Here is a 22,318-nt window from a genome sequence, read left to right as displayed (position 1 = left end):
CTCCCTGCCCACCTTCACCAGCAAGGGCAATCCGAGTTATTTTTGTTGCCACTTCTGTCACTACTTTTCCTCCTCATCTGGTTTTTTTATCTCACCAATATCAAAATACTTTGTCATTTCTCTTTCAACGAAATCCCATGTCTGTTCTGCATTTGTCCGCCAGTTAGTTGGACAGCTAGATATTGCTTCTACAAATGAAAAACTCTTTTTTTCTATTTGATTCAAAAGTGCTTTTTTGATATATTTTTTTAGTTTTCTTAAATCTGCAATTGTTCCTCTTGCAATATATGCGTTTTCTTTAACTGTTGTAGCAATCATCTCTGGACCTTTGGTCGGGCTTCCCGTTAGTTCTTCATCTCTGCCAAATGGAGAAGTCTCGGTTTTTTGAGACGGTAATGTGGTAGGCGCCATTTGACCACCGGTCATTCCATAGTTAGCGTTATTCACTAATATTACTGTCACAGGTTCATCTCTCATCGCTGCATTAACCAAATGCTGCGAACCGATAGCATAACCCCCACCATCACCCATATACGCTATACCTACTAAGTCTTCTCTCACACGTGTAATTCCTGCTATTACCGGCACTGTTCTGCCATGGTGGGTTTGTATACTATCCAAATTGAAAAAATCCCACGCAAGAAGTGAGCATCCTATGTCACAACCAAACACAGCTTTATCCTGCAGTTCAAGTTCATCGATTGCTTCTCCAAGCACTTTTAGAACAAGCCCATGTCCACAGCCCGGGCAAAATTTATGTGGTTTTGTCTTTTCATACCATGATTTTGGCATAGGTGGCTTTACAGTTGACATTTTACACTTACCTCCTCCATAGCCTTCTCAATTATCTCATCTGAAGTCAGTCCCATTCCTGGTTTATATAATTCTAAAATTTCCGAGCTAGATCCATACAACGCATCAGTAATAAGTTTTTTGAGCTGTCCATAAGCTGATTCAATGACTATAATTTTTTTGACATTTTTGGTTTTTTCTTTTAATTCTTTCTCAGGAAAAGGACGAAGGGTTATAGGTCTAAAATATCCAACCTTTATCCCTTTCTCCCTCAGTATTTGGGCAGCCTCTCTAACGGCTCTAAACACAATCCCATGAGAGATCAATACAATTTCTGCATCATCACATTTATCGCTTTGATACTCGGTAATTTCCGGCGCTACATCTTCATAGCTTTTAGCTAAATCCATTACTACTTCATAAAGTTCTTCTTCTGTATTATATGTATTTCGCAAATGAGCAGGCGGTCGGTCTATCCCTGGAGTTCCTTTTGTCCCAATGCTTTCTTTAGATTCGACCATTCTAACTCCTCTTTTTTCTGGATTATACATCTCTACGGATTCTTTCATTTTTGCCTGATAGCCATCCCCCAAAACAAATGTAGGAAAACGATATTTCCACGCAGTATTAAAAGCTTTTATCGTGTAATCATATAGTTCTTGATGGTCTGCTGTAGAATAAACTATCCTAAATCCTTCACCGTTAGCACCAAAACAGGTCATTGTGACTTCCTGCTGTGAATAAATAACTGTAGCTGTGGAAGGGCCTCCTCTTTGAGTTATAATAGATACCGTAGGAATTCTCATCATCTCTGCCATTGACATCGGCTCCTGAAACAAAGTATTACCAGGGCCTGCAGTAGCAGTAAAAGTTTTCACCCCACCCAATACAGCACCAATAGTATAAAAACCAGCAGAAATTTCATCTTCAGTCTGCAAAAAATCTCTATTATATTCTGGAGCATATTTAGTCCAGTAATGCATAATTTCATTTTGTGGGGTTATAGGATATCCATATAACATTTTTGCCCCTGCTGCAAAGGCAGCCCATACAACTACCTCATTTCCAGTTATAAATACCCTTTTTTCATCTTCAATAGGGTTATTTGCCATTTATTAAAGACACCTCCAAGCTATATTTGCTAATAATTTTTTTACTTTTATAAGGCTCATATTCTTTCTTATCTTTACCTCCATAGATTTCAAACATTCGTCATAAATAAAAAAAAAGAGACTTTCATAAGAAAGCCTCTTATCCTAAACTCAGTTTTTAATTTCAAGATAAATTGATAATTTTTTACTCTTCTCCAGCTAGATACTTTATTCTCTCCCATTTTTCATCGATATACTGCTGAATAGAGTCTAAAACTTCTTTGTTTTCTTCTTTCTTGAATAAATGTGCAAATCTACCCTGCATCTTCAAATATTCTTCTACTGGCTTTTTCTCTTTTACTTTACCAGTTAAATTATATTCTCCATTTTCAACTTCATACAACGGCCAAGCACAAGTTTCAACCGCTTTTTTGGCAACTTCCACTGTCTGTTCCATAGGATAGCGCCAACCTCTATGACAAGGTGACAAAATATTGATAAACGCAGGCCCGTCAGCTTCGAAGGCTTTTTGCGCTTTTTTGACAGCATCTCTCCAGTTACTTATAGAAGCTTGTGCAACATAAGGTATGTCATGTGCTGCTACAATTGAAGTCAAATCCTTTCGGTTTTCGGCTTTACCATAACTCTCTTCTCCGTGAGGACTAGTTGTAGTCCATGCACCTTTTAAAGTAGCTCCAGAGCGCTGTATCCCTGTATTCATATAAGCCTCATTGTTGTAACATACATAAACCATCCGATGGTTTCTTTCTAAAGCACCAGATAGCGCCTGAAACCCTATATCATAAGTTCCTCCATCACCAGCAAAAACAACAAAACGATAATCTTTATCAGTTTTGCCCTGCTTTTTAAGAGATCTATACGCACTTTCAACACCACTTAGTGTTGAAGCTACGTTTTCAAAAGCACTATGAATATAGGAGCAATTCCAGGATGTATATGGATAAATAGTAGTAGAAACCTCTAAACAACCAGTTGGATTTGAAACAACCAGTTCTACATCATCCGGAAGTCCTTTTAATATCTGTCTAACAGCTATAGATGCACCGCATCCTGCACAAAGTCTGTGGCCACCTTTAAGAATTTCATCTTTTTTTGATAAGTCCTTTAATCTAGTAGACATTATTTTGTTCACCTCCTATTCCTTTAACCCTAAATAATTTACAGTCTGCTTTACTTCTCCATTTCTTACGATATCCTGCATCTCTTCGGTTGCTTGCTGTACTAATTCTACAGAAAGATCTCGTCCACCAAGGCCGTAAATATAATTAGTCATAAGTGGTTTTTTGTCATAATCATAATAAGCTGAACGAAGATCCATAAATACAGGACCTCCCATTCCACCAGCAAATGTGTCAGAGCGATCCATTACCGCTAAAGCTTTTAAGTGTGAAGTAGCCTCTACCAATTCTTTACCTGGAAAGGGCCTATAGGTACGAAGTTTGATCATACCTGCAGGTATACCATTTTCTCTTAAACACTTCACGTGGTGTCTAACCGTTCCTGCAGCAGAACCAAGTACTAAAAATCCAAACTCAGCATCTTCCATATACTCGGTTTCAAAGAATTCATACGAACGACCTGAAAGCTTACCAAAGTCTTCTCCAACTTCTTTAATCACAGAGAAAGAATTTTTCATAGCTTCTTCTTGCTGCTTCTTAAATTCAAAATAGTACCCATATAAACCGTCAAAAGAACCTACAGTTACGGGGTTATTAGGATCTAATAGTGAATAAGGCGTATTTACTTCACCCACAAAATCCTTAACCTTGTTGTCCTCTAAAAGTTCCATTCTTTCGATGGCGTGAGATATTATAAAACCATCAAGTAGCACCATAACAGGCAAGTAAACATTGCTATTCTCTGCAATTTTAATAGCTTGTATTGTATTATCGTACGCTTCCTGTGCATTCTCGGAAAATAACTGTATCCATCCTGAATCCCTTGCCCCCATACTATCACTGTGGTCACAATGTATATTAATAGGAGCAGAAAGGGCACGGTTCACATTAGGCATAACTATAGGTAGTCTTAATCCTGAAGCAATATATAAAGTCTCCCACATCAAACCGAGACCCTGTGATGATGTACAAGTCATCGCTCTACTTCCACTTGCTGAAGCACCAATGGTAGCACTCATAGCACTATGCTCACTTTCAACATTAACCATTTCCGTATCAACTAAGCCGTTTGCAGCCATAGTTGAAAATGTTTCTACGATAGCTGTCTGAGGAGTAATAGGATAAGCTGCTACTACGTCCGGGTTAATCTGGCGCATGGCTTCAGCTACTGCATCCGTTCCTACATAAGCTACCGTTGATTTATTTTCAATAGCCATAATTCTCTCCTCCTTTCAGTTAACAAAGCTCTTTTATTTATTTTCCTCATCTAAAGCTTTCATTTCGTCAATCATTTCAATAGCATCCTTGGGACATTCTTCAGCGCATATTCCGCAACCTTTACAAAACTCTAAATCTATCTCCTTCATCTTCTCGTCTTCTACTTTTATAGAGCTATCAGGGCAAAAGATAAAACAGGTGAGGCAATGAACACATTTTTCCTGGTCATGGATGGGCCTAAGAGAACGCCATCCCCCTGTTTTAAATTTTTCTGAATTTCCAGGCTCGGATATAATTGCACCTCTTGGATGCTTATCCCAGCTCCAATTTTTAATATCGCTTATATCCCATTTCATTCGCCCTTCACCTCCTGATATGCACGTTCCATTGCTTCAATATTTTTATCAACTATTTTCTGTGGAAATTTCTTACCGAAAGAATCATTTAAAAACTCTTTTGCTTGGTCTAGTGTGATTAAACCAGTAACTTTTAGAAAAGCTCCTAACATTGGGATGTTAGGCATAAAGCGTCCTAAGGCATCCATTGAAATGTGAGTTGCATCGACAGTATACACCTTGTTCTCATCTGAAACATTTAATTGTCCCCTAATTGACTCCGGAGACTGATGGGTGTTTACAATAACGATGCCGTCCTCAGTCATTCCATGTGTTACATCAACAACGTCCAATAATGTTGGGTCAACCACTAGAACAATTGAAGGGTCAGTTACACCACAATAAACAGAAATTTCGTTTTTACTCAAACGGTTAAAACACTGAATTGGTGCACCCATTCTTTCAGGACCATACTCAGGAAATGCTTGAAAAAACATATCCCTTATAAGTGACATTTCTGCCAAAGTTTTTGCAGCAGTAACTGCACCTTGTCCACCACGCGCATGCCAGCGAATTTCTAAAATCTTATCTAATGTTACTTCTTCTGTTGACATTAATTGCACCTCCTAACTAGGCAATAAAAAAATTTAGGTATTATTGTTGATCACTTACTTAGTTAATACATAGAAAAGTTAATACACAGTAAAATTGTTTGCTTCATTTTATACTGCTATAATTCTTAAATTAACTACAATGATAAAAAAAAACGACATTCAATGCAATAAAAAAATAGCGATTTTTCAGATAATTTTTATAACTTAGTTTGGCTTACTACTCCAAAAGTAACTACATAGGTAGAGTTATTATAACAGGTTTAGTGTGAGTATAACAGAAACAAATTAATAAAGTCAAGTGTAAACCAGTATCAGGTATCTTTTACTATCCCAGTAGACTTTTAACACCATATATTAAAACAACGCCAGGCGCCCCTAAAATTCCTGCTATAGTTGCCGTGATAAGGTTTATCCCCAGTTGGAATTGAAAAAGTACACCTAAAGTAAAGTTGACAAAAATTAAGATGAAAAACCCAGCCGCTACTTTGTAAAAAATTTTTGTCAAATACAACAACGGTTTAATTAAAATTTTTACCAATAAATATAACAGTAAACAGGCGAATAGTATAGATAATATAATGTTAATATCTTCCTGCATTAGCTCCATCAATTAAATCCTCTCCCTTGTACTATTTTTAAGTTTATTATTATATATATAATATTTATATTGACAAGTTATTCTTTGTTCTCTAATTCCTTTGCTCTTTTATATAATATTTTTAGTTTTTTTTCATGTAGCTCCATTAAGTTTATGGAATAATCTATCTGATCAGGATCCGTAGTATTGTTAAACTTATTCTTAGCAGCCTGCCATTCATATTGAGTTTTTTTAATATCCTCATAAATTTCTTTTTTTTCATGCTGCTCATAAACTTTACTTTCATTGAAATTTTCGTTGTCTTTGTTATATAAATTTCTAATGAAGTTTTTTATAATTTTACACAAGCCCTTCACCCTTTTAGTAGTTAATAATACTCTCCGGGTAATTATATGTATGGTAAACAAAAAAATATAACAAGCAAAATTCACAAAAAAAAACACCCTTATAAGGGTGTCATATACATTAAAAATCTTTTCTTCCTTCTAGAGCTTTTGAGAGAGTCATTTCATCTGCATACTCCAGATCTCCTCCCATCGGAAGCCCGTATGCTAATCTTGTAACTCGAATATTCAATGGATTTGCTGCTTTAGATATATACATTGCCGTGGCTTCACCTTCTACAGTAGGATTTGTCGCCAAAATTATTTCCTCGACTTCTCCCTCTTTTATCCTATCAATTAATTTGTTAATATTCAATTCTTCAGGTCCTACCCCATCCATTGGGGAAATTGCCCCGTGAAGTACATGATAGCTGCCTTTATAATCCCCTATTTTTTCTAACGCTATTAAGTCTTTTGCTTGTTGTACTACACAAATTAACTTTTTATCTCTTCTTTCATCACGACATATATAACATGGATCTACATCTGTCAGGTTGTTGCATACGCTGCAGTGAAAAATATTATCTTTTACATTTAAAAGAGACTGCGAAAGATTTAGTACGTTTTTTCTGGGCATAGAAATAATATGAAAAGCTAATCTTTCAGCAGACTTAGGTCCTATACCTGGAAGTGTAGAAAAAGCTTCTATTAACCTTTTTATCGGCTGGGGATAATCTACCATAATGTCATCCTTCCTGCTCACTATGTTAAATGCTTTCCTTTAAAACATTCCTGGAGGCAGATCCATACCACCTGTTATTTTTTTCATCTCTTCACTAACCATTTCATCTGCTTTTTTCATAGCTTCATTAACAGCAGCTAGCACTAAATCTTCTAACATCTCAACATCATCGGGATCTACAGCATCAGGATCGATCTCTATGTCTACCACTTCTTTAGAGCCATTAACTACAGCAGTTACAGCCTCTCCTCCTGAAGTTGCTTCAACTGTCTTATCCTTCATCTCTTCCTGCATTTTAGCCATTTTTGCCTGCATCTGTTGTACCTGTTTCATCATTTTTTGCATGTTTTTACCCATAAAAAAACCCTCCTCACATATTTTTAAATACTTCTACTTTTTCTTCACCAAATTCTTCCAAGGCATAATCAACAATTTTTTTCTCAACTTCATTTTCTTCTTTTTCATTTTTTATTTGTTTTTCTTCTTTTAACTGTTTTTCTTCACTTGCTTTTTTTTTCATCATCAGAGATCATTTTAAAGCTTACTTTAATACCTGGAAAATAGGTGTTCAGTACTTTTTCTATGGCTTCTTTGTTCTCTTTTTTAGCTGCCCTTTCCATATGAATATTATGCTGAGAAGAAAAGCCGATATACAAAACACTATTTTTAACTTCATATGGTTTTCCTTCAACTACATAAGCATGCGCATATATTTTTTCTTTTTTAATTGAGCTTAATATATCTGACCACTGTGAGTTTATTTCTGATATTGTTACTTCTTCGCCTCCTATTTCGCCCGCAGTTTCTTTCTGACTATCTGGCAAATTTCCTTCTGCTTCTTTTTCATACTGTTGTTCTTCTTGTTCTATCTTTTCCTCCTGTTTTTTCTGTTGTTTCTGGTTATTTTCTTTCTGTCTTACTTTTAATTCTCCTTCAAAGTCATCTAGCTTTTGATCTTTCAGTCTGCTTTCTAGGTTATTTATTTTATCCTCTAGATAATTAATTTTATCATTTTGTTCAGAAAACATTTTATCACGATTTATGAGTCGAAACAAAGTCATCTCTAAAATCAATCTTGAATTTTGTGACCATCTTAATTCTTTTTGCTTTTCTGAAATATAATCTATCATAGCAATTAGTTCATAATTTTTAAAACAACCTGCTAACTCTTTTAAATTCTGATACTCACCTTTAATAAGCTCTTCGTCTTCACTACCTGTATTTACTAGCAGGATATCCCTAAAATAAGTCATCAAATCTTTCAAAAATTGATTTACATCTTTCCCTTTATCTATAATTTCTTTAACTGCAGAAAGAGTACTTATAATATCAGAGTCTACAATAGATTGGACAAGATTATAAAATACATCCTCATCTACCGAACCTATTATTCCTAACACATGTTCATTTTTTAGCTCTTTGTTTTCTGAAAAAGATAGGCACTGATCTAATAAGCTAAGTGCATCCCTCATCCCACCTTCAGCGTTTCTTGCTATTGTATAGAGAGCTTTATCTTCATATTGGACATTATTATTTATTAATACTTCTTCTAACCTGCCTACTATATTTTTAATAGATAACCTATGAAAATCAAACCTTTGACATCTTGATAATATAGTAGTTGGTAGTCTGTGAGGTTCTGTAGTTGCTAGGATAAAGATTATATGTCTCGGAGGTTCTTCTAAGGTTTTTAACAAAGCATTAAAAGCCTCTTGAGTTAGCATATGAACCTCATCAATTATATAAACCTTGTAACGCCCTTCTGAAGGTGGATATAAGACTTGATCTCTAATTTCCCTTATTTCATCAATACCCCTGTTTGAAGCTGCATCAATTTCAATTACATCAAAAAATCTTCCTTCATTCATTGATTTACAATATTCACATATATCACATGGATTTTGAGTGGGTCCTTCACTGCAGTTTAACCCTTTAGCAAAAACCTTCGCTGTACTTGTTTTTCCTGTTCCTCTTGGACCACAAAATAAATAAGCATGAGCAATTCTATCATTTATTATAGAATTTTTAAGGGTTGTCGCTATATGATCTTGACCTACCAGTTCTTCAAAACTGCCAGGACGCCATTCTCTATAAAGGGCTTTATAGCTCATAATTCCACTCTCCTAAAGTATGTTAACAGGGGCGTTCCTTGTGCCATTATATCATAATTAAATTTTAATTTTCACATAAAAAATAAGCATTTTAATCAAAAAAGCGCCTTAAAGGCGCTTGGTTTTTTATATATTCGGCCGTGCACCCGCCCTTGACCACTTTAGGCTATGCGTTACCTGAACAGTTAGCTCCGGTCAGGCGACCCCATGGCACACACAGGTAACCTACTTACCGCTGCTTCCTTCCGGATCTGACGGGGTTCATAGGCCTGTGTTGCATAGGACCCAACCATCGACACCACTTACTCAGGCCAGACCACACCTAAAGGAGGCCTCAGGCCGGGAATTAAACCCTGCTATAGCGGATTGCAGGTACAGGGCACCGCTACCTCCCCGTCTAGCACGGCCGAGATTATTTATTTTCTTATTAAATGGCGGAGAGGGAGGGATTTGAACCCTCGAGACGGAGGTATCCGTCTACTCGCTTTCCAGGCGAGCGCCTTAAGCCAGACTCAGCCACCTCTCCAGATATATATCATTCTTTATCCATATTATTTATATTAATAAAATAATTACCTTAATCGTTTAAAAAAACTTCTCATAACTTCTATACACTTTTCTTCAAGAACTTTGGCCTTTAACTCTACCCGATGATTTAGTTCCTGATTTTTCAATATCTTTTCTGAGGACAAATTGCCCCACGCCTTTTTATCAAAAGCTCCAAAAACAACTCTCTCAATTCTTGATTGAATAATGGCACCCGCACACATGGGGCAGGGCTCAATTGTAACGTACAAAGTACAACCAGTCAAGCGCCAGCTATTTAGTTTTGCCCCAGCATCTCTAATAGCTAGTATTTCTGCATGAGCAGTTGCATCATTTATAAGTTCTTTTTTGTTATAGGCCTTTGATATTACCTTGTCATCTCTTACTACAACCGCACCTATTGGTACTTCATCCATATCAAAAGCTTTTTGTGCTTCCTTTAGGGCTAATTGCATAAAAAAAACATCTATATCTTTTTTATTCATTTTAAACACCAATATGGCGCGCCCGGGAGGATTCGAACCTCCGACCTCCTGATTCGTAGTCAGTTACTCTATCCAGCTGAGCTACGGGCGCACCTAGTTTTAGCTAATTTATTAAACTCTTAGTTATACAAATGGCGGAGAGGGAGGGATTTGAACCCTCGAAACGGGGTATTGCCCCGTTTAGTCGCTTAGCAGGCGACCGCCTTCGACCATGCTCGGCCACCTCTCCGAGTGTGCTATAGCATTGTACCATACTTTTTAAACAAATTAAAGTACAATATTTTAGGAAAATGGCGGAGGGGGTGGGATTCGAACCCACGGCCCGCGAAGCGAGCACTGGTTTTCAAGACCAGCTCCTTTAGCCGGACTCGGACACCCCTCCAAGTTTCTCATATACTTTTATTAACTTTTATGCTGCCCTTTTGAAAGGCATAAGAAAGTATAACACACGCAAGATACTGTGTCAATCTTTTATATATAATCTTTATAAATATTTTAAGGTTCAAAGTTAAGGTTTAATATATTCTAATCCACCCATATATCCTTGTAATGGAGTAGGAATCCATACTGATCCATCCGGCTGCCTGTGATTTTCTAATAAAGCTGCAACTGTTCTACCCACGGCAATTCCTGACCCATTTAATGTATGTACATATCTTGCTTTTTCGTTTTTGTCAGGTCTATATTTAATATCAGCTCTCCTTGCTTGAAAATCTTCAAAATTACTACAAGACGAAATTTCTCTATAGGTAGAATAACCAGGCATCCAAACTTCTATATCATATTTTTTGGCTGCTGCAAAGCCAAGATCTCCACTGCACATTAACATTACTCTGTAAGGTAGTTCCAATAGCTGCAGTATTTTTTCAGCATCTGCGACTAATTTGTCAAGCTCTTTATAAGATTCTTCGGGTTTTGAAAATTTAACAAGCTCAACTTTGTTGAATTGATGTTGTCTTATGAGTCCTCTGGTATCTCTTCCATGAGCACCAGCCTCTTTTCTAAAACAAGCACTATAAGCTACATAATACAAGGGCAAATTCTCACCAGAAATAATTTCATTAGAATACAAATTTGTGACTGGCACTTCTGCTGTTGGTATCAAATAATAGTCAAATTCTTCAAGTTTAAACATATCTTCAGTAAATTTGGGAAGCTGTCCAGTACCTGTCATTGAAGCTTCATTAACAATAAAAGGAGGAAAAACCTCGGTATAACCGTGATCTCTAGTATGTATATCTATCATAAAGTTAATAAGCGCTCTCTCTAATCTTGCCCCTTCCCCCATATAAGCAGCGAATCTAGATCCGGTTATTTTACCAGCTCTCTCAAAATCTATAATGCCTAATTCATCTGCCACATCCCAGTGCGGTATTAAATGCTCTTCTTCTTGGGGCTCTTTCCATTTTCTCACTTCTACATTATCTTCCTCATCACTACCAACAGGTACTGCGTCATCAGGAACATTAGGTAATCGAAGCAATAAATCCTGAAGCTTATCGTTAATTTCTTTTATTTCTTCATCCATCTCTTTTATTTCATCAGAGACTTTTTTCATCTCTTTTATTTCTTCTTCTGGTTCTTTGCCAGATTTTTTAGCTTTGCCTATTTCTTTTGAAACTTCGTTTCTCTTCGCTTTTAATTTTTCAACTTGCTGTAATTTTTCCCTTCTTTTTTCATCGTATGCCAAAATTTCATTTACATAATCTTCTTCTCCTTTGTTTTTTGCAGCGGTACTAGCAACTTCTGGATTATTTCTAACAAATTTAATATCAAGCATTTTTCTTCCCCCTTGCAGCCATGTTAAGCAGAGCCCTATAACTTCTCATTAATATCCCTTTATATATCTTTTAATTTTTTTCATATAATGCATTTTTTATGCATATTTAGACATATTTACAAAGTATTTGTGCCATCTTATATCATCTGTAAGCTCCGGGTGAAAAGCACCAACAATAAGGTTTTCTTCTCTTGCAGCAACAATTTTTCCATCTACGCTGCAAAGTTTTTTTACCTTATCCCCTGTTCTAGTTATTAAAGGTGCCCTTATAAAAACACCTTTAAACTCTTCCTTCCCTATTTCTGGTATATCTAAGTATGATTCAAAACTATCCTTTTGTCTTCCAAAGGCATTTCTTCTTACGGTAATATTCATTAACTGTAGAAATGCTTTATCCTGACCTTCTACCTGTTTAGCAAGAAGGACAAGGCCAGCGCATGTACCCATAACAGGATATCCTTTTTTGGCAAACTTTTTTATAGGTTCAATCATATTTTTTCTCTCTAAAAAACTTCCAATCGTAGTACTTTCTCCACCGGGTAGAATAAGGCCGTTAATTTCATCTAAATCTTCGACTTTTTTAACTTTTATAGCTTTAACATTACATTTATTAAGCATGTCCAAGTGTTCATCAATAGCTCCTTGAAAAGCAAGTACTCCAATATTTACATCCATCAACCTCTACCACTCCTTAAATTTTACCAACCTCTGTCCTGCATTCTCTGTTCATCGTCAATATCGGATATATTTATTCCTACCATAGCTTCCCCTAGATTTTTCGATACTTCAGCAAGATGAGAATAATCCTCATAATTTGTGGCCGCTTCTACTATGGCCTCTGCCCTTTTTTCAGGGTTTCCTGACTTAAATATTCCAGAACCTACAAACACACCGTCTGCACCAAGGTGCATCATCAAAGCAGCATCGGCAGGAGTAGCGACACCACCAGCTGCAAAATTAACAACAGGAAGTCTACCCTGTTCTTTAACTTCTTTTAAAAGTTCATAAGGAGCTCCAAGTTCCTTGGCTTCAGTCATAAGTTCATCATCAGGCATATTAACTACTTTTCTTATATCACTCATCACTGTTCTCATATGCTTGACCGCTTCTACCACATTACCAGTCCCTGCTTCTCCTTTAGTTCTCAACATTGCAGCACCTTCACCGACTCTTCTAAGTGCTTCACCTAAGTTTCTAGCTCCACATACAAAAGGTACATTAAACTTATGTTTATCAATATGGTATCTTTCATCTGCTGGAGTTAAGACTTCACTTTCATCTATATAATCTATCTCAAGGCTTTCTAGTATTTTGGCCTCCACAAAGTGCCCTATTCTAGCCTTTGCCATTACAGGTATGGATACTGCACTCATAATTTCTTCAATAACAACTGGGTCAGCCATTCTCGCCACTCCGCCGCCTGCTCTAATATCTGCTGGAACCTTCTCTAGAGCCATTACTGCCACAGCTCCTGATTTTTCCGCTATTATAGCTTCTTCGGCAGTTGTTACATCCATTATAACTCCGCCTTTTTGCATGCTTGCCATTCCTTTTTTTACACGATAAGTCCCTTTTTCAACCATTTACTATTTCCTCCCTTGCTATTATCGGTGTGAATGTTTATAACTGTATTACATTATTGTACTATAGCTAAAATTAAATAACAAGAAGCCTATAATAATAATTTAATACTGTTTAAAATCAGTTTGGTTACGCTTCTTGTCTTCATGGACCATAAATGAAAGTTCTATCACTTCTGTAAGTAATTCTTCGTATGAAATTCCAGTGTAATTCCACAATTTTGGATACATGCTAATCTCTGTGAACCCTGGCATTGTGTTAATCTCATTAATATATATGTCTTCCGTATCATTATTTACAAAAAAATCTATCCTAGCTAGCCCCTTAGCATCTAATGCCATAAATGCTTTTTTTGCTATATTTCTAGTTTCATCAGATAATTTGTCTGAAATTGGAGCTGGAATTATCAATTCACTGTCATCGTCTAAATATTTAGCTTCATAGTCGTAAAACTCTTTTGACGGTATTATTTCTCCACAAACACTGGTTTTGGGACTCTCATTTCCTAAGACACTTACTTCAATTTCTTTACCTTCTATATTTTCTTCAACTACAACCTTGCTGTCAAATTTACAGGCATTATCAACTGCATCTTCTAATTCGTTAGATGATTTAACCTTTGATATTCCTACACTAGAGCCAAGGTTCGCAGGTTTAACGAAAACTGGATATTCGAGGGTTTCTTCAATCTCTTTTATATATTTTTTCTTATCTTTTTCCCATTTTCTTCTGATAATACCTTTAAAGTTAGAAATTTTCAATCCTTCATATAGAAATATTTTTTTCATTAATACTTTGTCCATACCTAGCGAAGAGCCAATAACTCCAGAACCAACATACGGGATATCACAAAGTTCCAAAAACCCCTGCAAAGTGCCATCTTCACCATACGTTCCATGTAAAACCGGAAAAATAACATCTACATCTGTTAATTTTTCCATTGGATTTAATCTCCAAAGCCCCATCCCAGGTTTAGGAAGCAAAGTAACTTCAAAATTTTTCCCTGACTCTTTATTATAATAAAGTTCGTCCCATGGGTTATCACCAGATATCCATTTTCCATCTTTTTTAATTCCAATAGGAATAATTTCAAATTTAGTCTTATCTAGAGCCTCCATAACGCTTTTAGCAGACTTTAAGCTAACCTCGTGTTCCCCAGACCTTCCACCAAAAACAACAACTACTTTTGTTTTTCCTTTGACTGACAAAAAAGCACCTCCAAAAACTCTTTTGTATTTATTATGCTTCATTGTATGTGTCTATTAAAAATATGTTATATTCATTTAAAAAACCCTATTGAAGGACTTATATTAGTCCAAACAACAGGGGTTTTAAATAAGCTATTATACAATTCTATCTGTTATTAAATCTCCCATCTCTTGTGTGCTAACAAGAGTTTCCTTCTTTTCATCATAATAAAGATCATGAGTCCTATAACCTTCATTTAGAACGTCATAAACTGCCTTTTCGACTGTTCTTGCTTCATCCCCTAGACCAAGGGTCATCTCCAAAAGCATAGCAACACTCAAAATCGTTGCTAAAGGGTTTGCTTTACCCTGACCTGCTATGTCCGGAGCAGATCCATGAACAGGCTCGTAGAGGCCTTTTCTACCTTCACCAAGACTTGCAGAAGGCATAAGCCCTATAGAGCCAGGTAAAACTGAAGCAAGATCACTAATTATATCTCCAAACATATTAGGACATAACATCACATCAAAGTCTTGAGGGTTAAGGACTACCTGCATAGCACAATTATCTACCAAGATATGATCAAGTTCAACATCTGGATAATCATTAGATATTTCATTGACTACATCTCGCCATAGCCCTGATGATGCAAGAACATTTGCCTTATCTACTGATGTTACTTTACCACTTCTATTCTTTGCTAGTTCAAAAGCTTTTCTTGTTATTCTTTCAATCTCCTCATAGGTATATCTCATAGTATCCACAGCTTCTCTATTATCACCGCTTCCTGTCTGATCTTTTGGTTCTCCGTAATAAATACCGCTAGAAAGTTCTCTAGCTATTACTAAATCAGGTGTTATCTCACCATTAGCTATATTTTTGATGGGAGACATACCGGCAAGAAAAGGAAATATTTTCACAGGTCTTAAGTTCAAATAAACATTCAAACCTTTCCTTAATTCGAGAAGTGCTTTTTCAGGCTTTTTGTCCCTTGGGAGACAGTCCCATTTAGGCCCACCAACTGCACCAAGTAGAACTGCATCAGCATCTTTTACTTTTTCCCAGGTATCTTGAGGAAAAGGGGTGCCTTCTTTATCATAAGCTATACCACCTATTAATCCTTCTTCAAGATCTAGCTTTATACCTGATTTTTCAGCTACTCTTTGAAGCACTTTTTTTCCTTCTTCTATAATATCAGTACCTATTCCATCTCCTGGTAATATACAGATTTTATATGTTTTATTCATTTTTCAAAATCCTTTCTCTTGTATATGGTACAAGCCCTCCTGCTTCAACAATTTCAAGCATAAAAGGAGGATAACTAGTTGCTTCAATTTCAAAATCCTTGGTTTTATTATATACTTTACCTTCTCTAATATTAACTTCTAGTTCATCTCCCTCTTCTACATCATCAAGCTTGTCAGAGCATTCTACTGCATAAATTCCTAAGTTTACTGCATTTCTATAAAAAATCCTAGCAAAGGACTTTGCAAGAACATATTTAACACCAGCTTCTTTTATTGCTAAAGGTGCATGTTCTCTAGAACTGCCACAGCCAAAGTTCCTTCCGGCTACAATTACGTCTCCTTCTTTTACATCTCTAGGAAATTCAGGTCTGTAGTCGCAAAATACATATTTTTTTAGTTCTTCTCTTTCTACACTTAAATATCTGGCCGCAATTATAACATCCGTATCTATATCGTTACCAAAAGTCCATGCTCTATTGTTTGTCCTATCCTTTGACATGTGGTTTCACCTCTCTTGGATGGGAGATTTTCCCGGTAATCGCTGATGCAGCAGCCACCTGGGGGTTAGATAGATATACTAGACTTTCCGGGTCACCCATTCTACCGATGAAATTTCTATTAAAAGTTACAAGGGCTTTTTCCCCTGGAGCTAAAACACCCATATGTCCACCAAGACAGGGGCCACAAGTAGGAGTACTAAAAGCTGCTCCAGCATCTATGAAGTCAGCAATCAAACCTTCTTCTAGTGCTTGCTTATAAACCTCCTGGCTTCCAGGGATAACTATAAATCTTAAATTTGGGTCGGCCTTTTCGCCTTTTATAATTTGATGAGCTTCTCTTAAGTCTTCGATACGGCCATTGGTACAAGACCCTATCACTACCTGGTCAAGTACAGTCTCTTCTACTTCATCTACTGGTTTAACATTTGAAGGAAGGTGTGGAAGTGCAACCAGAGGTTCTAACCCCTCAACATTATAGTTATATGTCTTTTCATATTCGCAGCCTTTGTCACTGAAAACAGGTTCTATTTCATTTATATTATCTACCCGACCATCCAAGTATTCCATGGCTTTGTCATCTGCTTTAAATAGGGCTGTTTTGCCACCACCTTCAATAGCCATATTAGCCATAGTAAGACGTCCTTCAACAGATAGAGACTCTATAGCACTTCCCCCTATTTCCATGACTTTGTACCTTGCTCCATCCACTCCTATTTGACCAAGAATATACAATATAAGATCTTTTCCTCCAGCCCACTTTGAAGGAGTGCCTTCCATATTAAATCTTAAAGTTTCGGGAACTTTAAGCCAGACTCTTCCTGTTGCCATAGCACAGGCAAGGTCTGTACTTCCCATACCTGTTGCAAAAACTCCAAGACCCCCGTAAGTACAGGTATGAGAATCCCCACCTACAACAAGGTCTCCAGGTTTTACCATGCCCTGCTCCGGTAAAAAGACATGCTCTACCCCACATCTTCCTACTTCATAATAATGGGTCAGATCATGTTTTCTAGAAAATTCCCTTAAAGTTTTAGCCTGTTTGGCAGAAAGTATATCTTTATTTGGGGTGAAATGATCCGGGATAAAAGTTATTTTGTCCTTATCAAATACATTTTCTGCCCCTAGTTTTTCAAATTCCTGTATGGCAAGTACACCAGTTATATCGTTAGCCAACAATAGATCAACTTCTGCAAAGACAAAATCTCCGGCCTTAACTTTATCCTTTCCGGCATGTTTTGCCAAAATCTTCTCCGCCATCGTCATACCCATTTTCTAACTCACTCCTTTTACTTATGACTTTGTTTATCGCGTCTATATATGCCTTGCCGCTGGCTTCTAAAATATCAGGAGAAATACCACGACCGGTAGCAGTTATCTCATCTTTTTGAAGACGAACTACCACCTCACCTAAAGCATCTGTTCCTCCTGTAACGGACTTTATATTGTAGTCAAGTAGCTTATATGTTTCTCCAACTAATCTATTTATAGTGTGATATATAGCATCAACCGGACCTTTACCACAGGCTGCTTCTCTTATAACTTTTGAATTATCTTTTTTTAGACCTACCATAGCCATAGCATCCGACTTGTTCCCTGATTGAACCTGGAAATCAAGCCACTGATAAACCTGTGGATATACAAATATCCTATTTTCCACAATAGCCTCAATATCTCTATCAGTTAAATTCTTCTTTCTAATAGCCAGGTCTTTGAATTTATCAAAGGCTTTCTGGAACTGCTCTTCGGTTAAATTATTAAAACCAAGTTCATCTAATTTATTCTTAAATGCATGTCGTCCTGAATGCTTACCTAAAGCAAGAGTATTACTGCTAAGGCCAATTGAGTCAGGAGTCATGATTTCATAAGTGCTTTTTTCTTTTAAAATACCATCCTGATGTATCCCTGATTCATGAGAAAAGGCATTATCGCCAACAACAGATTTATGAGCCTGAATCTTAATACCAGTAAGTTTACTTACAAGTCTACTGGTACGATAAATCTGCCTGGTATCCACCCTGGTATCTGCATCATAATAATCTTTTCTTGTTTTAAGTGCCATAACAACTTCTTCCATAGCTGCATTGCCGGCTCTTTCACCAAGGCCATTTATAGTTGTCTCTATCTGATCTGCACCAGCTTTTATTCCCGCCAGGGTATTTGCCACCGCCATTCCAAGATCATCATGACAGTGAACACTTATAACAGCCTTATCTGCGTTTGGAACATTTTCTTTAATACCTTTAATTAGGTCATAAAAAGTCTGCGTAGTTTGATACCCAACTGTATCCGGAATGTTAACCACATCTGCTCCAGCATCAATTGCTGCTTCTACTATCTGATGCAAAAATTCGGGGTCGGTTCTGCCGCTTCCACCATCTTCAGGTGAAAACTGAATTTCATCAAAATGACCTCTAGCATGTTTGATAGAATCAACAGCCATTTTCAAAACTTCTTCTTTACTCTTTTGCAGTTTATACTTCAAGTGTACCTCAGATGTTGCTACAAATATGTGAATTCTCGATCTTTCTGCACCTTTTAATACATCTTTACAAAGATCAATTTCTTTTTGGTTAGCTCTAGAAAGTGCTGCTATGGTTACACCTTTTACTTCATCTGCAATGGCTTTACACGCATCAAATTCCCCTTTTGAAGAAAAGGGGAATCCTGCTTCTATAATATCAACTCCCAAACGGGATAGCTGTTTTGCTAGTTCTAATTTTTCTTCTGTACACAAACTAACTCCCGGGGTCTGCTCCCCGTCTCTAAGGGTAGTATCAAAGACCTGAATTTTTCTCATTTTATTCACTCCCTTTTTACTTTCACTCCTTTTTATCGGAGATCCAACTCATCATTTTACGAAGTTCTTTACCTACCTGTTCAATTGAATGATTTTGTTCTTTGTAATTTAAGTTATTAAACATTGGACGTCCTGCTTTATTTTCTAAGATCCATTCTTTGGCAAAAGTACCATCCTGTACTTCCTCTAATATTTTTCTCATTGCTTTTTTGGATTCCTCATCAACTATCTTTTTGCCCCTTGTCATATCACCATATTGAGCTGTATCACTTATCGAATGCCTCATATAAGAAAGGCCACCTTCATACATCAGATCAACAATTAACTTTAACTCATGCAAACATTCAAAATATGCTACTTCCTCCTGATAACCTGCTTCTACCAAAGTTTCATAGCCGGCCTTTACTAGTTCACTTGCTCCTCCACAAAGCACAGCCTGCTCTCCAAATAGGTCTGTCTCTGTTTCTTCTTCAAAGCTAGTTTCGATAAGTCCACCTCTGGTACATCCAACACCTTTTGCATAGGAAAGGGCAAGTTCTTTACTCTTACCTGTATAATCCTGATATATTGCCAAAAGCCCAGGAACACCTTCTCCTCTTTCATAAGTTTCCCTTACCAGGTGACCGGGACCTTTAGGAGCAATCATAAAGACATCTACATTTTTTGGAGGCACTACCTGGCTATAATGAATATTAAACCCATGTGAAAAACCAAGTGCATCACCATCATCCAAATTTGGCTTTACTTTTTGTTCATAAATTTCTGGTTGAGCTTCGTCTGGCAAGAGTATTTGAATTACTTGAGCTTTTTTAACAGCTTCCTCCACTGGTAATACTTCAAGTCCTGCTGCCTCTGCTTTTTGTTTACTTTTACTATTTTCTCTTAGACCAATTATCACATTTAGGCCTGAGTCTTTAAGGTTTTGTGCCTGAGCATGCCCCTGGCTACCAAAGCCAAGTACAGCAATTGTTTTAGATTTTAAAACATTAAGATCTGCATCATTTTCATAATACATTTGCGCCATTTTTCATCTCTCCTTTATTAAAATATTTTTTCTTTTGCATTCCTCTTCTCATGGCTACAGTTCCTGTCCTTACCACTTCTTGAATACCAAAATGTCCCAATAAGTTTTCCAAAGCTAATATCTTTTCATGATCCCCTGTAACTTCAACTATTAAACTATCCAGGGAAACATCTACAATCTTTGCCCTGAAGTTTTCACAAATCTCCTGGACCTCTCTTCTAGCATCACCAGTAGCATTAACCTTAAATAAAACAAGTTCTCTCTCTAAGGTATCCATCTCAGTCATCTCTCTGACCTTAACAACATCTATCAATTTATTTAGCTGCTTCACTATTTGCTCTACTCTTTCGTCTTTAGCCACTACAATAGTTATCCTACTAAGGCCTTCATATTCACTTTTGCCAACAGCCAGGCTTTCAATATTGAATCCTCTTCTTGTAAATAATCCCGATACACGGCTCAAAACACCTGGCCTATCGTGTACCAGTACACTTAGTGTCTTAGACATTTACTTCCCCTCCTTGATAATGTCATTTAAAGGCTTTCCTGGAGGTACAAAAGGAAACACATTCTCTATAGTACAAAGCCTTACTTCTAAAAGGCAAGGGTTTTTATCTTCTAAGACATTTTCAATAGTTTGATCCATTGTTTTTGCATCATCTAGTCTTACAGCATTTAGCCCATAAGCTTCAGCTAGTTTTACAAAATCAGGGTTCCCTTCAAGTATAGTAGAAGAATACTTTTCGTTAAAAAACATCTCCTGCCACTGCCTAACCATTCCAAGACAGTTATTATTCATAACTATTATTTTGACAGGTAAGTTATACCTTGAGATAGTTGCAAGCTCCTGGGAGTTCATTTGAAAGCCTCCATCTCCCACAAAACTTATCACCATATGATCATTTTTGGCAAAACTTGCCCCCATAGAAGCCGGAAGACCAAATCCCATCGTTCCAAGTCCACCTGAACTCAAGAATTTGCCCGGAGTAATATATTCATAATAAAGCGAAACCCACATTTGATGCTGACCAACGTCCGTTGATACAATTATATCTTCGTTTCTATTTTTCAAGGTGTTAGAAATTTTACTAAGTACTGTTCCAGCTGAAATTCTATTAGCTTGATTAGTAACACGCTCTTGATATAGCTTTTTGTCTTCGTCATACCATTTTTCTACTTGTTCAAGCCATTTTTCCCGTGTAGTTGAATTTATTTTTTTGTTTATTTTCTCGAGTATACCTTTTGAATCCCCTACTATTGGAACATCAACAGGAATTATTTTTCCTATTTCGGCAGGATCAATATCAATATGAATAACTTTTTTATCTTTAATAAAAGTTTCTTTATTACCAGTACCTCTATCGCTAAATCTAACTCCTATTGCAATAATTAAATCCGAATTTAACATCGTCTTATTAGCACCAACATGTCCATGCATACCTGACATTCCAAGAGACAATCTATGATCCCAGGGGAATTCGCCTGTACCCATCAAAGTATTAACAACGGGAATATCCTGTTTTTCAGCTAGCTCTAAAACTTCAGAACCGGCACTAGAAAGCTTTACCCCTCCTCCGGCATAGATAACTGGCCGCTGGGCTTTTTCAATCATTTTTACTGCTTTTTTAATTTGAACCGGGTGTCCTTCATAAGTAGGTTTATATCCAAGTAAGTCAGGTTTTCCTGTTTTTGGCTTGGTGTTTTCAGGGCATGCTTCATTTAAGACATCTTTTGGAACATCTATCAAAACAGGTCCGGGTCGACCTGTAGTCGCTATATGAAAAGCTTCTCTTATAACCTGTGGTATATCCTTAACATCAGTTAAAAGATAACTGTGTTTAACAATTGGTATTGTAATCCCTTTTATATCAGCTTCCTGAAAAGCATCACTACCAAGTGCGCCTTTTGCTACCTGTCCAGTTATAACAATCAAGGGTATAGAGTCCATATATGCAGTAGCGAGACCAGAAATTAGATTCGTAGCTCCAGGACCTGAAGTAGCAAAACATACACCTGGTTTGTCACTAACTCTCGAATACCCATCAGCTGCATGAACAGCTGCCTGTTCATGTCTTGTTAAGACGTGCTCTACGTTTGCATCCATTAATTTATCATAAAGTTCTAACACGGCACCACCAGGGTAACCAAAGATAGTTTCTACTTTTTCATTTTCCAAACATTTCATTAATAACTGTGCACCATTCACT

The 22,318-nt window shown here is 36.8% G+C and carries 25 protein-coding genes, 4 tRNA genes and 1 other RNA gene (1 of these 30 running past the window's edge); all 30 read right to left on the bottom strand.

Features of this window, described 5'->3' with window-relative positions; genetic code table 11:
- Nucleotides 1–61, bottom strand: the 5' end (the start) of a protein-coding gene (locus ACONDI_RS14270; protein ID WP_241079206.1) for a 2-oxoacid:acceptor oxidoreductase family protein. It extends 617 nt beyond the left edge of the window; 61 of the gene's 678 nt are visible here — the first part of the coding sequence; the start codon lies at nt 59–61; its stop codon lies off the left edge, out of view.
- Nucleotides 61–813 carry a thiamine pyrophosphate-dependent enzyme gene (locus ACONDI_RS14265; protein ID WP_241079205.1) on the bottom strand — a complete coding sequence of 251 codons (753 nt, stop codon included), beginning with the start codon at nt 811–813 and terminating at the stop codon, nt 61–63. Before ACONDI_RS14265 ends, ACONDI_RS14270 begins: the two co-directional genes overlap by 1 nt.
- A complete protein-coding gene (locus tag ACONDI_RS14260) occupies nt 801–1,904 on the bottom strand; it encodes a transketolase C-terminal domain-containing protein (protein WP_241079204.1) in 1,104 nt (367 codons plus the stop codon). Before ACONDI_RS14260 ends, ACONDI_RS14265 begins: the two co-directional genes overlap by 13 nt.
- 184 nt (nt 1,905–2,088) lie before the next feature.
- Nucleotides 2,089–3,024: a thiamine pyrophosphate-dependent enzyme gene (locus ACONDI_RS14255; RefSeq protein WP_241079203.1), complete on the bottom strand. Its 936-nt coding sequence runs from the start codon at nt 3,022–3,024 to the stop codon at nt 2,089–2,091.
- Nucleotides 3,025–3,039: 15 nt separating this feature from the next.
- The gene (porA, locus tag ACONDI_RS14250) at nt 3,040–4,239 is read right to left on the bottom strand and encodes a hypothetical protein (protein ID WP_241079202.1); all 1,200 of its coding nucleotides are present in this window, start codon (nt 4,237–4,239) and stop codon (nt 3,040–3,042) included.
- Between the two features lie 33 nt (nt 4,240–4,272).
- Nucleotides 4,273–4,596 (bottom strand): pyruvate synthase subunit PorD, encoded by a 324-nt coding sequence (porD, locus tag ACONDI_RS14245; RefSeq protein WP_241079201.1) that lies wholly within the window; start codon nt 4,594–4,596, stop codon nt 4,273–4,275.
- Nucleotides 4,593–5,189 (bottom strand): 2-oxoacid:acceptor oxidoreductase family protein, encoded by a 597-nt coding sequence (locus tag ACONDI_RS14240; protein WP_241079200.1) that lies wholly within the window; start codon nt 5,187–5,189, stop codon nt 4,593–4,595. The genes porD and ACONDI_RS14240 overlap by 4 nt, the downstream gene beginning before the upstream one ends.
- A 325-nt stretch (nt 5,190–5,514) precedes the next feature.
- A complete protein-coding gene (locus tag ACONDI_RS15880; protein ID WP_420848212.1) occupies nt 5,515–5,787 on the bottom strand; it encodes a pro-sigmaK processing inhibitor BofA family protein in 273 nt (90 codons plus the stop codon).
- 77 nt (nt 5,788–5,864) lie between these two features.
- On the bottom strand, nt 5,865–6,134 hold the full coding sequence (locus ACONDI_RS14235) for a DUF2508 family protein (RefSeq protein WP_241079199.1): 270 nt from the start codon (nt 6,132–6,134) through the stop codon (nt 5,865–5,867).
- Between the two features lie 118 nt (nt 6,135–6,252).
- Complete coding sequence (gene recR / locus ACONDI_RS14230; protein WP_241079198.1) at nt 6,253–6,852, bottom strand: recombination mediator RecR; 600 nt, start codon at nt 6,850–6,852, stop codon at nt 6,253–6,255.
- Between the two features lie 39 nt (nt 6,853–6,891).
- The gene (locus ACONDI_RS14225) at nt 6,892–7,209 is read right to left on the bottom strand and encodes a YbaB/EbfC family nucleoid-associated protein (RefSeq protein ID WP_241079197.1); all 318 of its coding nucleotides are present in this window, start codon (nt 7,207–7,209) and stop codon (nt 6,892–6,894) included.
- A gap of 13 nt (nt 7,210–7,222) precedes the next feature.
- Nucleotides 7,223–7,375: a hypothetical protein gene (locus ACONDI_RS14220; protein WP_241079196.1), complete on the bottom strand. Its 153-nt coding sequence runs from the start codon at nt 7,373–7,375 to the stop codon at nt 7,223–7,225.
- Nucleotides 7,353–8,963 (bottom strand): DNA polymerase III subunit gamma/tau, encoded by a 1,611-nt coding sequence (dnaX, locus tag ACONDI_RS14215; protein WP_241079195.1) that lies wholly within the window; start codon nt 8,961–8,963, stop codon nt 7,353–7,355. The genes ACONDI_RS14220 and dnaX overlap by 23 nt, the downstream gene beginning before the upstream one ends.
- A gap of 138 nt (nt 8,964–9,101) precedes the next feature.
- Nucleotides 9,102–9,369, bottom strand: an RNA gene (ffs, locus tag ACONDI_RS14210) — signal recognition particle sRNA large type.
- A 26-nt stretch (nt 9,370–9,395) separates the two neighbouring features.
- Nucleotides 9,396–9,489, bottom strand: a tRNA-Ser gene (locus ACONDI_RS14205).
- 46 nt (nt 9,490–9,535) lie between these two features.
- Nucleotides 9,536–9,994 carry a tRNA adenosine(34) deaminase TadA gene (gene tadA / locus ACONDI_RS14200; RefSeq protein WP_241079194.1) on the bottom strand — a complete coding sequence of 153 codons (459 nt, stop codon included), beginning with the start codon at nt 9,992–9,994 and terminating at the stop codon, nt 9,536–9,538.
- Nucleotides 9,995–10,008: 14 nt separating this feature from the next.
- A tRNA-Arg gene (locus ACONDI_RS14195) sits at nt 10,009–10,085 on the bottom strand.
- Between the two features lie 41 nt (nt 10,086–10,126).
- Nucleotides 10,127–10,223: transfer RNA gene (locus ACONDI_RS14190), tRNA-Ser, on the bottom strand.
- A 62-nt stretch (nt 10,224–10,285) separates the two neighbouring features.
- Nucleotides 10,286–10,376 (bottom strand) — tRNA-Ser (locus tag ACONDI_RS14185).
- 126 nt (nt 10,377–10,502) lie between these two features.
- A complete protein-coding gene (gene serS / locus ACONDI_RS14180) occupies nt 10,503–11,774 on the bottom strand; it encodes a serine--tRNA ligase (protein ID WP_241079193.1) in 1,272 nt (423 codons plus the stop codon).
- A 96-nt stretch (nt 11,775–11,870) separates the two neighbouring features.
- On the bottom strand, nt 11,871–12,449 hold the full coding sequence (gene pdxT, locus ACONDI_RS14175) for a pyridoxal 5'-phosphate synthase glutaminase subunit PdxT (protein ID WP_241080972.1): 579 nt from the start codon (nt 12,447–12,449) through the stop codon (nt 11,871–11,873).
- A 23-nt stretch (nt 12,450–12,472) separates the two neighbouring features.
- Complete coding sequence (gene pdxS, locus ACONDI_RS14170; RefSeq protein ID WP_241079192.1) at nt 12,473–13,357, bottom strand: pyridoxal 5'-phosphate synthase lyase subunit PdxS; 885 nt, start codon at nt 13,355–13,357, stop codon at nt 12,473–12,475.
- A gap of 102 nt (nt 13,358–13,459) precedes the next feature.
- On the bottom strand, nt 13,460–14,563 hold the full coding sequence (locus ACONDI_RS14165) for a D-alanine--D-alanine ligase family protein (protein WP_241079191.1): 1,104 nt from the start codon (nt 14,561–14,563) through the stop codon (nt 13,460–13,462).
- 135 nt (nt 14,564–14,698) lie between these two features.
- Entirely contained in the window at nt 14,699–15,790 is a 1,092-nt protein-coding gene (leuB, locus tag ACONDI_RS14160) for a 3-isopropylmalate dehydrogenase (RefSeq protein WP_241079190.1), read from the bottom strand.
- Nucleotides 15,783–16,289 (bottom strand): 3-isopropylmalate dehydratase small subunit, encoded by a 507-nt coding sequence (locus tag ACONDI_RS14155; protein ID WP_241079189.1) that lies wholly within the window; start codon nt 16,287–16,289, stop codon nt 15,783–15,785. Before ACONDI_RS14155 ends, leuB begins: the two co-directional genes overlap by 8 nt.
- Nucleotides 16,276–17,559, bottom strand: a complete 1,284-nt coding sequence (leuC, locus tag ACONDI_RS14150) for a 3-isopropylmalate dehydratase large subunit (protein ID WP_241079188.1) — start codon at nt 17,557–17,559, stop codon at nt 16,276–16,278. The genes ACONDI_RS14155 and leuC overlap by 14 nt, the downstream gene beginning before the upstream one ends.
- Nucleotides 17,507–19,096 (bottom strand): 2-isopropylmalate synthase, encoded by a 1,590-nt coding sequence (locus tag ACONDI_RS14145; protein ID WP_277397786.1) that lies wholly within the window; start codon nt 19,094–19,096, stop codon nt 17,507–17,509. The genes leuC and ACONDI_RS14145 overlap by 53 nt, the downstream gene beginning before the upstream one ends.
- Nucleotides 19,097–19,109: 13 nt before the next feature.
- Nucleotides 19,110–20,111, bottom strand: a complete 1,002-nt coding sequence (gene ilvC / locus ACONDI_RS14140; RefSeq protein WP_241079186.1) for a ketol-acid reductoisomerase — start codon at nt 20,109–20,111, stop codon at nt 19,110–19,112.
- Nucleotides 20,092–20,619, bottom strand: coding sequence for an acetolactate synthase small subunit (gene ilvN, locus ACONDI_RS14135; RefSeq protein ID WP_241079185.1), 528 nt, complete (start codon nt 20,617–20,619; stop codon nt 20,092–20,094). The genes ilvC and ilvN overlap by 20 nt, the downstream gene beginning before the upstream one ends.
- Entirely contained in the window at nt 20,620–22,317 is a 1,698-nt protein-coding gene (ilvB, locus tag ACONDI_RS14130) for a biosynthetic-type acetolactate synthase large subunit (protein WP_241079184.1), read from the bottom strand. It abuts the gene before it with no gap.
- Between the last annotated feature and the right edge of the window lies 1 nt (nt 22,318).

The sequence above is a fragment of the Natranaerofaba carboxydovora genome (assembly GCF_022539405.1).
Classification (GTDB): Bacteria; Bacillota; Natranaerobiia; order Natranaerobiales; family Natranaerofabaceae; genus Natranaerofaba; species Natranaerofaba carboxydovora.
The sequence above is the reverse complement of the archived record's forward strand: the minus strand, read 5'-3'. Positions and strand labels throughout refer to the sequence as shown.

What these genes read in the sequence shown, in the direction of transcription:
- ACONDI_RS14265 (WP_241079205.1), bottom strand. Translation starts at nt 813, where the DNA reads ATGTCAACTGTAAAGCCACCTATGCCAAAATCATGGTATGAAAAGACA.
- ACONDI_RS14260 (WP_241079204.1), bottom strand. Translation starts at nt 1,904, where the DNA reads ATGGCAAATAACCCTATTGAAGATGAAAAAAGGGTATTTATAACTGGA.
- ACONDI_RS14255 (WP_241079203.1), bottom strand. Translation starts at nt 3,024, where the DNA reads ATGTCTACTAGATTAAAGGACTTATCAAAAAAAGATGAAATTCTTAAA.
- porA (WP_241079202.1), bottom strand. Translation starts at nt 4,239, where the DNA reads ATGGCTATTGAAAATAAATCAACGGTAGCTTATGTAGGAACGGATGCA.
- porD (WP_241079201.1), bottom strand. Translation starts at nt 4,596, where the DNA reads ATGAAATGGGATATAAGCGATATTAAAAATTGGAGCTGGGATAAGCAT.
- ACONDI_RS14240 (WP_241079200.1), bottom strand. Translation starts at nt 5,189, where the DNA reads ATGTCAACAGAAGAAGTAACATTAGATAAGATTTTAGAAATTCGCTGG.
- ACONDI_RS15880 (WP_420848212.1), bottom strand. Translation starts at nt 5,787, where the DNA reads ATGCAGGAAGATATTAACATTATATTATCTATACTATTCGCCTGTTTA.
- recR (WP_241079198.1), bottom strand. Translation starts at nt 6,852, where the DNA reads ATGGTAGATTATCCCCAGCCGATAAAAAGGTTAATAGAAGCTTTTTCT.
- ACONDI_RS14225 (WP_241079197.1), bottom strand. Translation starts at nt 7,209, where the DNA reads ATGGGTAAAAACATGCAAAAAATGATGAAACAGGTACAACAGATGCAG.
- ACONDI_RS14220 (WP_241079196.1), bottom strand. Translation starts at nt 7,375, where the DNA reads ATGATGAAAAAAAAAGCAAGTGAAGAAAAACAGTTAAAAGAAGAAAAA.
- dnaX (WP_241079195.1), bottom strand. Translation starts at nt 8,963, where the DNA reads ATGAGCTATAAAGCCCTTTATAGAGAATGGCGTCCTGGCAGTTTTGAA.
- tadA (WP_241079194.1), bottom strand. Translation starts at nt 9,994, where the DNA reads ATGAATAAAAAAGATATAGATGTTTTTTTTATGCAATTAGCCCTAAAG.
- serS (WP_241079193.1), bottom strand. Translation starts at nt 11,774, where the DNA reads ATGCTTGATATTAAATTTGTTAGAAATAATCCAGAAGTTGCTAGTACC.
- pdxT (WP_241080972.1), bottom strand. Translation starts at nt 12,449, where the DNA reads ATGGATGTAAATATTGGAGTACTTGCTTTTCAAGGAGCTATTGATGAA.
- pdxS (WP_241079192.1), bottom strand. Translation starts at nt 13,357, where the DNA reads ATGGTTGAAAAAGGGACTTATCGTGTAAAAAAAGGAATGGCAAGCATG.
- leuB (WP_241079190.1), bottom strand. Translation starts at nt 15,790, where the DNA reads ATGAATAAAACATATAAAATCTGTATATTACCAGGAGATGGAATAGGT.
- ACONDI_RS14155 (WP_241079189.1), bottom strand. Translation starts at nt 16,289, where the DNA reads ATGTCAAAGGATAGGACAAACAATAGAGCATGGACTTTTGGTAACGAT.
- leuC (WP_241079188.1), bottom strand. Translation starts at nt 17,559, where the DNA reads ATGGGTATGACGATGGCGGAGAAGATTTTGGCAAAACATGCCGGAAAG.
- ilvC (WP_241079186.1), bottom strand. Translation starts at nt 20,111, where the DNA reads ATGGCGCAAATGTATTATGAAAATGATGCAGATCTTAATGTTTTAAAA.
- ilvN (WP_241079185.1), bottom strand. Translation starts at nt 20,619, where the DNA reads ATGTCTAAGACACTAAGTGTACTGGTACACGATAGGCCAGGTGTTTTG.